General features: G+C 54.8%; 13 protein-coding genes, 1 pseudogene and 1 other annotated feature. Of the genes and pseudogenes, 10 read left to right on the top strand and 4 right to left on the bottom strand.

Translation table 11 applies throughout. The features are described from left to right. Positions 1-22 precede the first annotated feature (22 nt). The 9 genes from hisL to hisIE all read left to right on the top strand — a co-directional run bounded on the left by hisL (position 23) and on the right by hisIE (position 7,239). Positions 23-73 carry a his operon leader peptide gene (gene hisL / locus ADJ24_RS25025; protein WP_001364200.1) on the top strand — a complete coding sequence of 17 codons (51 nt, stop codon included), beginning with the start codon at positions 23-25 and terminating at the stop codon, positions 71-73. Next, positions 49-172 (top strand) — a sequence feature (His leader region). It overlaps the preceding gene by 25 nt. 45 nt (positions 173-217) lie before the next feature. After that, positions 218-1,117, top strand: a complete 900-nt coding sequence (gene hisG / locus ADJ24_RS10215) for an ATP phosphoribosyltransferase (RefSeq protein WP_000886595.1) — start codon at positions 218-220, stop codon at positions 1,115-1,117. Positions 1,118-1,122: 5 nt separating this feature from the next. After that, entirely contained in the window at positions 1,123-2,427 is a 1,305-nt protein-coding gene (gene hisD / locus ADJ24_RS10210) for a histidinol dehydrogenase (protein ID WP_023312365.1), read from the top strand. Continuing rightward, the gene (hisC, locus tag ADJ24_RS10205) at positions 2,424-3,485 is read left to right on the top strand and encodes a histidinol-phosphate transaminase (protein ID WP_023312366.1); all 1,062 of its coding nucleotides are present in this window, start codon (positions 2,424-2,426) and stop codon (positions 3,483-3,485) included. The genes hisD and hisC overlap by 4 nt, the downstream gene beginning before the upstream one ends. Further along, positions 3,482-4,549: a bifunctional histidinol-phosphatase/imidazoleglycerol-phosphate dehydratase HisB gene (hisB, locus tag ADJ24_RS10200; RefSeq protein WP_023312367.1), complete on the top strand. Its 1,068-nt coding sequence runs from the start codon at positions 3,482-3,484 to the stop codon at positions 4,547-4,549. The genes hisC and hisB overlap by 4 nt, the downstream gene beginning before the upstream one ends. Continuing rightward, entirely contained in the window at positions 4,549-5,139 is a 591-nt protein-coding gene (gene hisH, locus ADJ24_RS10195) for an imidazole glycerol phosphate synthase subunit HisH (protein WP_023312368.1), read from the top strand. Before hisB ends, hisH begins: the two co-directional genes overlap by 1 nt. Beyond that, positions 5,139-5,876, top strand: coding sequence for a 1-(5-phosphoribosyl)-5-[(5-phosphoribosylamino)methylideneamino]imidazole-4-carboxamide isomerase (gene hisA / locus ADJ24_RS10190; RefSeq protein ID WP_023312369.1), 738 nt, complete (start codon positions 5,139-5,141; stop codon positions 5,874-5,876). Before hisH ends, hisA begins: the two co-directional genes overlap by 1 nt. Next, positions 5,858-6,634, top strand: a complete 777-nt coding sequence (gene hisF, locus ADJ24_RS10185) for an imidazole glycerol phosphate synthase subunit HisF (RefSeq protein WP_023312370.1) — start codon at positions 5,858-5,860, stop codon at positions 6,632-6,634. The genes hisA and hisF overlap by 19 nt, the downstream gene beginning before the upstream one ends. After that, positions 6,628-7,239 (top strand): bifunctional phosphoribosyl-AMP cyclohydrolase/phosphoribosyl-ATP diphosphatase HisIE, encoded by a 612-nt coding sequence (gene hisIE / locus ADJ24_RS10180; RefSeq protein ID WP_023312371.1) that lies wholly within the window; start codon positions 6,628-6,630, stop codon positions 7,237-7,239. The genes hisF and hisIE overlap by 7 nt, the downstream gene beginning before the upstream one ends. 40 nt (positions 7,240-7,279) lie before the next feature. On the opposite strand, the gene wzzB is transcribed toward hisIE, so the two are convergent. Continuing rightward, positions 7,280-8,260 (bottom strand): LPS O-antigen chain length determinant protein WzzB, encoded by a 981-nt coding sequence (wzzB, locus tag ADJ24_RS10175; RefSeq protein WP_023312372.1) that lies wholly within the window; start codon positions 8,258-8,260, stop codon positions 7,280-7,282. Positions 8,261-8,452: 192 nt separating this feature from the next. Here wzzB and ADJ24_RS10170 point away from each other — a divergent pair, with 192 nt between their 5' ends. Next, positions 8,453-9,457 (top strand): NAD-dependent epimerase, encoded by a 1,005-nt coding sequence (locus ADJ24_RS10170; RefSeq protein WP_023312373.1) that lies wholly within the window; start codon positions 8,453-8,455, stop codon positions 9,455-9,457. Between the two features lie 53 nt (positions 9,458-9,510). Here ADJ24_RS10170 and ugd read toward each other — a convergent pair whose 3' ends face one another. The 3 genes and pseudogenes from ugd to ADJ24_RS24135 all read right to left on the bottom strand — a co-directional run. Further along, on the bottom strand, positions 9,511-10,677 hold the full coding sequence (ugd, locus tag ADJ24_RS10165; RefSeq protein WP_023312374.1) for a UDP-glucose 6-dehydrogenase: 1,167 nt from the start codon (positions 10,675-10,677) through the stop codon (positions 9,511-9,513). 226 nt (positions 10,678-10,903) lie between these two features. Continuing rightward, positions 10,904-12,310 carry an NADP-dependent phosphogluconate dehydrogenase gene (gene gndA, locus ADJ24_RS10160; RefSeq protein WP_023312375.1) on the bottom strand — a complete coding sequence of 469 codons (1,407 nt, stop codon included), beginning with the start codon at positions 12,308-12,310 and terminating at the stop codon, positions 10,904-10,906. A 167-nt stretch (positions 12,311-12,477) separates the two neighbouring features. Beyond that, positions 12,478-12,606: pseudogene (locus ADJ24_RS24135) on the bottom strand (phosphomannomutase); the annotation flags it as partial.

Raw genomic sequence — 12,606 nt, 5'->3', positions numbered from 1 at the left:
TAAGCATTCATCGAGAATTTATATGACACGCGTTCAATTTAAACACCACCATCATCACCATCATCCTGACTAGTCTTTCAGGCGATGTGTGCTGGAAGACGTTTGGATCTTCCAGTGGTGCATGAACGCATGAAAAAGCCCCCGGAAGATCTTCTTCCGGGGGCTTTTTTTTGGACCGAATTCAGACAGGTTAAAACAGGTTAACGAGGAATAAAGAATGTTAGATAACTCACGCTTACGCATAGCTATTCAAAAATCAGGCCGTTTGAGCGACGACTCACGCGAACTGCTGGCCCGCTGCGGGATTAAAATTAACCTGCACACCCAGCGCCTGATTGCTCTGGCTGAAAACATGCCCATCGACATTCTGCGCGTGCGTGATGACGATATTCCCGGCCTGGTCATGGATGGCGTCGTTGACCTCGGCATTATCGGGGAAAACGTGCTGGAAGAAGAGCTACTGACCCGCCGCGCGCAGGGCGAAGATCCGCGTTACTTCACACTGCGTCGTCTGGACTTCGGCGGCTGCCGCCTGTCCCTGGCTACGCCGGTTGACGAAGCGTGGGACGGCCCGGCCGCGCTGAACGGCAAACGTATTGCCACCTCTTACCCTCACCTGTTAAAGCGTTATCTCGACCAGAAAGGCGTGCAGTTTAAATCCTGCCTGCTGAACGGCTCCGTAGAAGTGGCGCCGCGTGCGGGTCTGGCGGACGCCATCTGTGACCTCGTCTCTACCGGCGCGACGCTGGAAGCCAACGGTCTGCGCGAAGTGGAAGTGATCTACCGCTCTAAAGCGTGCCTGATTCAGCGCGACGGCGAGATGGCCGATGCCAAGCAGCAGCTGATCGACAAGCTGCTGACCCGTATTCAGGGCGTGATTCAGGCGCGTGAGTCTAAATACATCATGATGCACGCCCCAACCGAGCGTCTGGATGAAGTGATTGCCCTCCTGCCGGGCGCCGAGCGCCCAACCATCCTGCCGCTGGCGGGCGATCAGCAGCGCGTGGCGATGCACATGGTGAGCAGCGAAACTCTGTTCTGGGAAACCATGGAAAAACTGAAGGCGCTGGGCGCAAGCTCCATCCTGGTGCTGCCTATTGAGAAGATGATGGAGTAATGGCCATGAGCTTTAACACAATCATCGACTGGAATACCTGTAGCGACGCACGGCAGCGCGAGCTGCTGATGCGCCCGGCGATTTCCGCCTCTGAGAGCATCTCACGCACCGTGGCGGAGATCCTGAACAACGTAAAAGCCCGCGGCGATGACGCGCTGCGTGAATACAGCGCAAAGTTTGATAAGACGGAAGTCGGCGCATTACGGGTAACCGAGCAGGAAATCATTGATGCCAGCAATCGTCTGGGTGACGACATCAAGCAGGCCATGGCTGTTGCGGTGAAAAACATTGATACCTTCCACACCGCGCAAAAGCTGCAGACCGTGGATGTCGAAACCCTACCCGGCGTGCGTTGTCAGCAGGTAACGCGCCCGGTTGCGTCCGTCGGCCTCTATATTCCCGGCGGCTCTGCGCCGCTTTTCTCCACCGTACTGATGCTGGCGACTCCCGCGCGGATTGCCGGGTGTCAGAAAGTGGTGCTGTGCTCGCCGCCACCGATTGCCGACGAGATCCTCTACGCGGCGAAGCTGTGCGGCGTGCAGGCGGTCTATAAAGTGGGTGGGGCGCAGGCGATTTCTGCCCTGGCGTTCGGCACGGAATCCATTCCGAAGGTCGACAAAATCTTTGGTCCCGGCAATGCATATGTAACTGAAGCCAAGCGTCAGGTCAGCCAGCGTCTGGACGGCGCGGCCATCGATATGCCTGCCGGCCCGTCTGAGGTGCTGGTGATTGCCGACAGCGGCGCAACGCCGGACTTCGTGGCGTCCGACCTGCTTTCTCAGGCGGAACACGGCCCGGACTCGCAGGTCATCCTGCTGACGCCGGATGCCGATATGGCGAAACGCGTGGGCGAAGCCGTGGAGCGTCAGCTTGCCGACCTGCCCCGCGCCGACACGGCACGCCAGGCGCTAGCGGCCAGCCGCCTGATTGTGGCGCGCGATCTGGACCAGTGTATTGCGATCTCCAACCAGTACGGCCCGGAGCACCTGATCATTCAGACCCGCAACGCGCGCGATCTGGTTGACAGCATTACCAGCGCGGGCTCGGTGTTCCTCGGCGACTGGTCACCGGAGTCCGCGGGCGATTACGCCTCCGGCACCAACCACGTGCTGCCGACGTATGGCTACACCTCAACCTGTTCAAGCCTGGGCCTGGCGGATTTCCAGAAACGCATGACCGTGCAGGAGCTCTCCCGTGAAGGTTTTGCGTCACTGGCGTCTACTATTGAAACCCTGGCCGCCGCCGAGCGGCTGACCGCCCACAAAAATGCCGTTACGCTGCGCGTTGCAGCCCTGAAGGAGCAAGCATGAACATTGAAGAATTAGCCCGCGAAAATGTCCGTCGCCTGACGCCTTATCAGTCCGCGCGTCGTCTCGGAGGCAAAGGAGATGTCTGGCTGAACGCCAACGAATTCCCGACGGCGGTGCAGTTTGAGCTGTCGCAGCAAACGCTGAACCGCTATCCGGAGTGTCAGCCGAAGGCCGTGATTGAAAACTACGCGCACTATGCGGGAGTGAAGCCGGAGCAGGTGCTGGTCAGTCGCGGCGCTGATGAGGGCATTGAACTACTGATCCGCGCCTTCTGCGAGCCGGGCAAAGACGCGGTGATGTACTGCCAGCCGACCTATGGTATGTACAGCGTCAGCGCGGAAACCTTCGGCGTGGCGTGCCGCAACGTGCAGGCGCTGGAGAACTGGCAGCTGGATCTGCAGGGCATTGCCGACAATCTCGATGGCGTAAAAGTCGTCTTTGTCTGTAGCCCGAACAACCCGACCGGACAGATTATCAACCCGCAGGATATTCGCACCCTGCTGGAGATGACGCGCGGTAAAGCTCTGGTGGTGGCAGACGAAGCCTACATCGAGTTCTGCCCGCAGGCGACGCTGGCAGGCTGGCTGGAAGAGTATCCGCACCTGGTGGTGCTGCGTACGCTGTCAAAAGCCTTTGCCCTTGCGGGTCTGCGCTGCGGATTCACCCTGGCGAATAAAGAGGTCATCGACCTGCTGCTGAAAGTGATCGCCCCGTACCCGCTCTCAACGCCGGTTGCCGATATTGCGGCACAGGCGCTGACGCCACAGGGGATCAACGCGATGCGCGAGCGCGTGGCGCAAATCCTGGAGGAACGTCAGTATCTGGTGACCGCCCTGAAGGATATCCCTTGCGTGGAGCAGGTATTCGACTCGGAAACTAACTACATCCTGGTGCGCTTCACCGCATCGAGTGCCGTATTTAAATCTTTATGGGATCAGGGCATTATCTTACGAGACCAGAATAAACAACCTTCCCTGAGCGGGTGCCTGCGCATTACCGTAGGCACACATGCAGAGAGCCAGCGCGTGATTGACGCCCTGAAAGCGGAGAAAGTATGACCCAGAAGATCCTTTTCATCGATCGTGACGGCACCCTTATTTCGGAGCCACCAGCCGATTTTCAGGTCGACCGATTCGACAAGCTGGCTTTTGAGCCGGACGTGATCCCGGTGCTGCTCAAGCTGCAAAAAGCAGGCTTTAAGCTGGTGATGATCACCAACCAGGACGGTCTGGGTACCGACAGCTTCCCGCAGGCAGACTTTGACGGCCCGCATAATCTGATGATGCAGGTGCTGACCTCTCAGGGCGTGGTATTTGATGAAGTGCTGATTTGCCCGCACATGCCGGCCGACGAGTGCGACTGCCGTAAGCCAAAGGTGAAGCTGGTAGAGCGCTATCTGGCTGAAGATGCGCTGGATAAAACCAACAGCTATGTTATCGGCGATCGCATCACCGATATTACGCTGGCGGAAAACATGGGCATCGCGGGGCTGCGCTACGACCGTAACAACCTTAACTGGGTGAAGATTGGCGAGCAGCTGACAAAACGCGACCGCTATTCCCACGTTGAGCGCAACACCAAAGAGACGCAGATTGATGTGAAGGTCTGGCTGGACCGTGAAGGCGGCAGCAAGATCCACACCGGCGTCGGTTTCTTCGATCACATGCTGGACCAGATTGCCACCCACGCCGGTTTCCGCATGGAAATTACGGTAAAAGGCGATCTCTATATAGACGATCACCACACCGTAGAAGATACCGGCCTGGCGCTGGGTGAAGCCCTGAAGCTGGCGCTCGGCGACAAGCGCGGCATTAACCGTTTCGGCTTTGTCCTGCCGATGGACGAGTGTCTGGCGCGCTGCGCGATGGACATCTCCGGTCGTCCGCACCTGGAGTATAAAGCCGATTTCACCTACCAGCGCGTGGGCGATCTGAGCACCGAAATGGTGGAGCACTTCTTCCGCTCACTGTCCTACACCATGGGCCTGACGCTGCACCTGAAGACCAAGGGCAAGAACGACCACCACCGCGTGGAGAGCCTCTTCAAAGCCTTTGGCCGTACCCTTCGTCAGGCAATTCGCGTAGAAGGTGACGCCCTTCCCTCGTCGAAAGGAGTGTTGTAATGAACGTGGTCATTCTGGATACCGGATGCGCCAACCTGAACTCCGTCAAATCGGCAATTGCGCGCCACGGCTATGAGCCGGCGGTGAGCCGTGACCCGGACGTGGTGCTGCGCGCCGACAAACTCTTTTTACCGGGCGTGGGCACCGCGCAGGCGGCGATGGATCAGATTCGCGAACGCGAGCTGGTCGACCTGATCAAAGCCTGTACCCAGCCGGTGCTGGGCATTTGTCTGGGCATGCAGATCCTGGGCCGCCGCAGCGAAGAGAGCAACGGCGTCGACCTGCTGGGCATTATTGATGAAGACGTGCCGAAAATGACCGATCGCGGCCTGCCTCTGCCGCATATGGGCTGGAACCGCGTCTACGCCAAAGCGGGCGACAGGCTGTTTCGCGGCATTGAAGACGGCGCGTATTTTTACTTCGTGCACAGCTACGCCATGCCGGTGAACGTAAATACGATCGCCCAGTGCACCTACGGCGAGGCGTTTACGGCAGCCGTACAGAAAGACAATTTCTTCGGCGTGCAGTTTCACCCGGAGCGCTCTGGCGCCGCAGGCGCGCAGCTGCTGAAAAACTTCCTGGAGATGTGATGATTATTCCCGCATTAGATTTAATTGACGGTACGGTTGTCCGTCTGCATCAGGGCGATTACGGCCAGCAGCGCGACTACGGAAACGACCCGCTGCCGCGTCTGCAGGATTATGCCGCTCAGGGTGCGCAGGTACTGCACCTGGTGGATTTGACGGGCGCAAAAGACCCGGCGAAACGCCAGATCCCGCTGCTTAAACAACTTGTTGCGGGTGTTGATGTGCCCGTCCAGGTCGGCGGCGGCGTGCGTACGGAAGATGACGTTGCGGCACTGCTGGACGCTGGCGTGGCCCGCGTGGTGGTGGGTTCAACCGCCGTGAAAGATCCTGAGACCGTGAAAGCCTGGTTCCGCCGCTTTGGCGCCGATGCCCTGGTCCTGGCGCTGGACGTGCGTATTGATGAACAGGGTAATAAGCAGGTGGCCGTTAGCGGTTGGCAGGAAAATTCCGGCGTGACGCTGGAAGAGCTGGTCGATATCTATCTTCCCGTTGGTCTGAAGCACGTGTTGTGCACGGACATCTCCCGGGACGGAACGCTCGCGGGCTCCAACGTCTCGCTGTATGAAGAGGTCTGCGCGCGTTATCCGCAGGTAGCGTTCCAGTCTTCTGGCGGTATCGGTGATATAGAGGACGTGGCCGCGCTGCGCGGTACCGGTGTGCAGGGTGTGATTGTGGGCCGGGCCCTGCTGGAAGGTAAATTTACGGTGACGGAGGCGATTCAATGCTGGCAAAACGGATAATCCCTTGCCTGGACGTACGGGACGGCCAGGTTGTGAAAGGCGTGCAGTTCCGCAACCACGAGATCATTGGCGACATCGTTCCGCTGGCAAAACGCTATGCCGATGAAGGCGCCGACGAGCTGGTTTTTTATGATATTACCGCTTCAAGCGATGGCCGCGTGGTCGACAAAAGCTGGGTGGCACGCGTGGCGGAAGTGATCGACATTCCATTCTGCGTGGCGGGCGGGATTAAGTCCGCTGACGACGCCGCCAAAATTCTCTCCTTTGGCGCCGACAAGATTTCTATCAACTCCCCTGCCCTGGCCGACCCGGAGCTCATTACCCGCCTTGCAGATCGTTTTGGCGTGCAGTGCATTGTGGTTGGGATCGACACCTGGTATGACGCCGCAACGGGCAAGTACCACGTAAACCAGTACACCGGGGATGAAAGCCGCACGCGCGTGACGCAGTGGGAAACGCTCGACTGGGTGCAGGAAGTGCAGAAGCGTGGCGCGGGCGAGATTGTCCTCAACATGATGAACCAGGACGGCGTGCGTAACGGGTATGACCTCGAGCAGCTGAAAAAAGTCCGTGCGGTCTGCCACGTTCCGCTGATTGCCTCCGGCGGCGCGGGCACCATGGAACACTTCCTTGAAGCCTTCCGCGATGCGAACGTGGACGGCGCGCTGGCCGCGTCCGTGTTCCACAAACAGATTATAAATATTGGTGAGTTAAAAACGTACCTGGCCGGCCAGGGCGTGGAGATCAGGGTATGTTAACAGAGCAACAACAGGCGCAGCTGGACTGGGAAAAAACTGAAGGATTACTGCCGGTGGTTGTCCAGCATGCCGTCTCAGGCGAAGTGCTGATGCTGGGATATATGAACCAGGACGCGCTGGCGAAAACGATCGACAGCGGCAAAGTTACCTTTTACTCGCGCACGAAACAGCGCCTGTGGACCAAAGGCGAGACCTCGGGTCATTTCCTGAATGCAGTGAGCATAACGCCTGACTGCGATAACGACACCCTGCTAGTGCTGGCAAACCCAATCGGCCCAACCTGCCATAAGGGCACCAGCAGTTGCTTCGGCGAGGCGAGCCACCAGTGGTTGTTCCTGTATCAACTGGAACAGCTGCTGGCAGAGCGTAAAACGGCGGATCCTGAAAGTTCCTACACCGCGAAGCTGTACGCCAGCGGAACCAAGCGTATTGCACAGAAGGTGGGTGAAGAAGGCGTTGAAACCGCACTGGCCGCGACCGTACATGACCGCGAGGAGCTGACGAATGAAGCGTCTGATTTGATGTACCACCTGCTGGTTCTGCTGCAGGATCAGGAGCTGGATTTGACGGCGGTGATTGAAAATCTTCGCAAACGTCACAAATAAAAAAACCGGGGATATTCCCCGGTTTTTTTTAATCTGCAAATCAGGCTTTGGGTTTGTAGTTGCGCAATGCGTTGCGGCCAAGCAGGACGCCAGAACCGACCATCGCGCCAAGCAACACGGCAAGAACCAAAATAACAGCTTTTTTCGGACTATCGCGACGGACTGGCAGATCCGGTTTCATGACGTAACGATAGACGTGGATGGTGTCCGGGTTTACGTTCAGGTTTTGGATATCCAGCAGATTTCGCTTGGTCTGGTAATAAGCCGTTGAGAAGACCAGGGGACGAGAAGCTTCATTGTCAATCATCGACTTCAGACCTTCGCTTCCCAGCAGGAACAATGTTTCCTGCGTGACATCCTGTGTCTGCTGGAGCTGCGGAGAGGTAATTTTCGCTGCTTCGGCGTTCTTTAGTGCCTCTGCAATCTGTTTGATACGCAGATCTTTTTGCTCCTGAGCGACCTTCTCCTGGTTTTGCAGAGAATCATTCAGGGTCTTTATTTGCTGTTTGATATTGTCCTTAAGGTCAACGGCCAGTTCTTTCGCCGTTTGCTCATCAACCTGCTGAATGTACTGCGCCAGCTGCTTCTGAGCCGCTTCTGCAGAGGTACTGGTGTAGGAAACACTTAGCGGTAGCGGCTGTGCAGTCGAGGTCGGAGCGATGGTCAGTTTTTCAGGATCCTCCTGATTCTCAAGCGCCTGAGATAATGCAGAGAACGAAGAATTAAAACGGCCAATCGCGCGCGTTTGAATGTCGAGCATTGAGGGTGCAGCACTACCGTAGAGAATGTTCAATGCATTTGAATAGGCCGCTATCTGAGCAGCATCAGGCTGTGCAATAATCGCACTGGAGGTCCATTTCTCCTTTGCGACCGATAAATATCCAATTGCCAGGACGATAAAAACAACAACAAAGGTTGCTATCATCCACTTCCCACGCCACAGCTGCAGCATTAAATCAAGTAAATCAATTTGCTCAGGGTCATTGCTTCGACTGACCTGGCTATTGTTGTTTTGTGTCATACAATCCCTAACAGATGAAAAAGGGCAAACAGAATGATGTCTGCTTAGTTTATCTGTTACTGGCGATTTTTCTATAAGAATCCGATGAGTTAAATCGGAAAGATGGGTTATGTAACTTCGACCCTTCGCGCTATCATAGACACCATGTGATGCGCTATGGCATCTGTAAGAAAAAGGTTTATGAGGGAAGCTATGAAATTTTTGGTCACGGGCGCTGCAGGTTTTATCGGTGCGAATGTCAGTAAACGCCTCCTTGAGGCCGGTCATCAGGTTGTTGGTATCGATAACCTCAATGACTACTACGATGTCAACCTGAAGCTGGCGCGCCTGGAACTGTTAACATCTGAGCGTTTCACCTTCCATAAGCTGGAGTTAGCCGATCGCGAAGGTATGGCGGAGCTTTTCGCGCGCGAGAAATTTGATCGCGTGATTCATCTGGCCGCGCAGGCGGGCGTCCGCTACTCCCTGGAAAACCCTCACGCATACGCGGATGCCAACCTTATCGGCCATCTCAACGTGCTGGAAGGCTGCCGCCATAATAACGTTCAGCATCTTCTGTATGCCTCATCCAGCTCCGTATATGGCCTCAACCGCAAAATGCCCTTCTCGACTGACGATTCCGTGGATCACCCGGTCTCACTCTATGCCGCGACCAAAAAAGCCAATGAGCTTATGTCGCACACCTACTCGCATCTGTACAATCTGCCGACCACCGGTCTGCGCTTTTTCACCGTGTACGGTCCGTGGGGACGCCCGGACATGGCGCTGTTTAAGTTTACTAAGGCGATCGTTGAAGGCAAAAATATCGATGTCTATAACTACGGTAAGATGAAGCGCGACTTCACCTACATTGATGACATCGCTGAGGCCATTATTCGTCTGCAGGATGTTATTCCTCAGCCAGACACAAACTGGACCGTTGAGACCGGCTCTCCGTCAACCAGCTCAGCGCCTTACCGGGTTTACAACATCGGTAACAGTTCGCCAGTAGAACTTATGGATTACATTACCGCGCTGGAAGACGCGCTGGGTAAAAAAGCGGAGAAAAACATGCTGCCTCTCCAGCCAGGGGACGTACTGGAAACCAGCGCAGATACTAAAGCGCTGTATGACGTGATAGGGTTTAAACCGCAAACCTCAGTCAAAGATGGCGTGAAGAACTTCGTTGACTGGTATCGCGATTTCTACAAGGTCTGAAAATAAAAAAACCCGGCAATTCAGCCGGGTTTTTTACAGGATAAAGCAGGGAATCAGTCGCTACCAAACAGATCGCGGGTATAAACTTTATCCGCAACATCCGCCAGCTCTTCCGACATGCGGTTCGAGATGATCACGTCCGCTTCTTGCTTGAACGCATCCAGATCGCGAATCACTCGGGAGTGGAAGAACTCATCTTCCTGCATTGCAGGTTCATAAATGATGACCTGCACGCCTTTCGCCTTAATACGCTTCATAATCCCCTGAATGGAAGAGGCGCGGAAATTATCGGAGCCACTCTTCATGATCAGACGGTATACGCCGACCACTTTCGGTTGACGCGCAAGGATGGAGTCGGAGATGAAATCTTTACGTGTACGGTTAGCGTCAACAATCGCCGAAATGAGGTTGTTCGGCACAGCCTGATAATTTGCCAGCAATTGTTTAGTATCTTTTGGCAGGCAATAGCCGCCGTAGCCAAATGACGGGTTGTTGTAGTGGTTGCCAATACGCGGGTCGAGACACACACCTTCAATAATCTGGCGGGTATTCAAGCCAAGACTCTCTGCGTAGCTGTCCAACTCATTGAAATAAGCCACTCGCATTGCCAGATAGGTATTCGCGAAAAGCTTGATCGCCTCCGCTTCGGTGGAATCCGTGAACAGCACCGGAATATCTTTCTTCACTGCGCCTTCCTGAAGCAGCGCGGCGAAACGTTCAGCGCGCTCGGAGCGTTCGCCAATAACGATACGCGAAGGATGCAGGTTATCGTAAAGCGCTCTTCCCTCACGCAGGAATTCTGGCGAGAAGAAGATATTATCAATGCCAAACTTTTCTTTAATGGATTTGGTAAACCCAACAGGAATAGTCGATTTAATGACCATCACCGCATCAGGGTTGATCGCGATAACGTCTTTGATCACCGCTTCTACAGTTGAGGTGTTGAAGTAGTTGGTTTTAGGATCGTAGTCAGTAGGCGTCGCAATGATGACGTAATCCGCATCGCGGTATGCATCTTCTTTATCTGTCGTGGCGCGGAAATTCAGCGGTTTATTGCTGAGGTAGTCCTGGATTTCTTTATCCACAATCGGCGATTTTTTCTGATTGAGCATATCCACTTTGGCCTGCACGATATCCAGCGCAACGACTTCATGATTCTGGGCAATCAGAATGCCGTTAGAAAGACCGACATACCCTGTTCCGGAGATTGTTATTTTCATTCGCTAATGACTTCTGTGAGTTAACTGTACTGATGGCCGCCAGACCATCGCGATAAACGTAACTGTTGGGCTTTGTACCTCCTGGCAAACTGAACTGTCAAGGCAAACCAGGAGTAATCACTACGAGCGGGGCGAGATTCAGACTACTTCGAATAACAGGCGACATTTTTTGCATAAAAAAACCCGGAGACAGGCTCCGGGTTTTGATTACAGCGAGTAAGTTAACTTATTCCATCCACTCGGTATGGAACACGCCTTCTTTATCGGTGCGTTTGTAAGTATGCGCACCGAAGTAGTCACGCTGTGCCTGAATCAGGTTAGCAGGCAGAACGGCCGCACGGTAGCTGTCGTAGTAGGCGACTGCAGCCGAGAAGGTCGGAACCGGGATACCGTTCTGGACAGCGTAGGCAACCACGTCACGCAGCGCCTGCTGATATTCGTCCGCAATTTTTTTGAAGTACGGTGCCAGCAGCAGGTTGGCGATATCGGCGTTTTCAGCATAGGCATCGGTGATTTTCTGCAGGAACTGTGCACGAATGATGCAACCCGCGCGGAAGATCTTCGCGATTTCACCGTAGTTCAGATTCCAGTTGTTCTCGTCTGACGCCGCACGCAGCTGAGAGAAGCCCTGCGCGTAAGAAACGATTTTACCCAGATACAGGGCACGACGCACTTTTTCAACGAATTCAGCTTTATCACCCGCTGGTTTAGCCTGTGGGCCAGACAGTACTTTAGACGCCGCGACGCGCTGCTCTTTCAGGGAAGAGATGTAACGCGCGAAGACGGATTCGGTGATCAGAGACAGCGGTTCGCCCAGATCCAGAGAGCTCTGGCTGGTCCATTTACCGGTACCTTTGTTCGCAGCTTCATCCAGAATCACATCAACCAGGTATTTACCCTCTTCATCTTTTTTCGTGAAGATATCTTTGGTGATGTCGATCAGGTAGCTGTTCAGCTCGCCTTTGTTCCACTCGGTAAAGGTTTCAGCCAACTCTTCGTTAGAAAGGTTCAGGCCGCCTTTCAGCAGGGAATAAGCTTCAGCAATCAGCTGCATGTCGCCGTATTCGATACCGTTGTGCACCATTTTCACATAGTGACCTGCACCGTCCGCACCGATATAGGTTACGCAAGGCTCACCATCTTCAGCCACGGCTGCGATTTTGGTCAGGATAGGCGCAACCAGTTCGTACGCATCTTTCTGGCCGCCAGGCATGATAGATGGACCTTTCAGAGCGCCCTCTTCACCACCGGAAACACCGGTTCCGATGAAGTTGAAGCCTTCTGCAGACAGCTCACGGTTACGACGAATGGTGTCCTGGAAGAAGGTGTTACCGCCATCAATGATGATGTCACCTTTTTCGAGGTAAGGCTTCAGGGAGTCGATAGCTGCATCGGTACCTGCGCCCGCTTTCACCATTAACAGGATACGACGAGGCGTTTCCAGAGACTCAACGAACTCTTTCACCGTATAGAAAGGAACCAGTTTCTTGCCTGGATTCTCGGCAATCACTTCTTCGGTTTTATCACGGGAGCGGTTGAAAACGGAGACGGTATAACCACGGCTTTCGATGTTGAGCGCCAGGTTGCGCCCCATCACTGCCATACCGACAACGCCGATCTGTTGCTTGGACATTACATACTCCTGTCAGGTGTGGTCACCACGGCTTATGCGCGGCTTGAAATGTGGTTGAGATGTTAACTCAGTATTAGGTGACATGAATAGCTTTTGCTGATCTATGTCACACTGATTGCACAATCCAGGTACAGTCAAGCCGCCAGATATACGCTGGCGGCAGACCCTCACTTCCGGAGCAAAGCCAGAATTTCTTGCGTCTTCTCTTCCATCAGCGCCGTGTCAGCGCGGGATTCCACGTTCAGACGCACCACCGGCTCGGTATTGGACGAGCGCAGGTTGAAGCGCCACTGCGG

The sequence above is a fragment of the Enterobacter sp. 940_PEND genome (genome assembly GCF_001059415.1).
Taxonomy (GTDB): Bacteria; Pseudomonadota; Gammaproteobacteria; order Enterobacterales; family Enterobacteriaceae; genus Enterobacter; species Enterobacter cloacae_M.
Note: the sequence above shows the minus strand (reverse complement) of the source record. Positions and strands in the feature narration are given on the sequence as shown.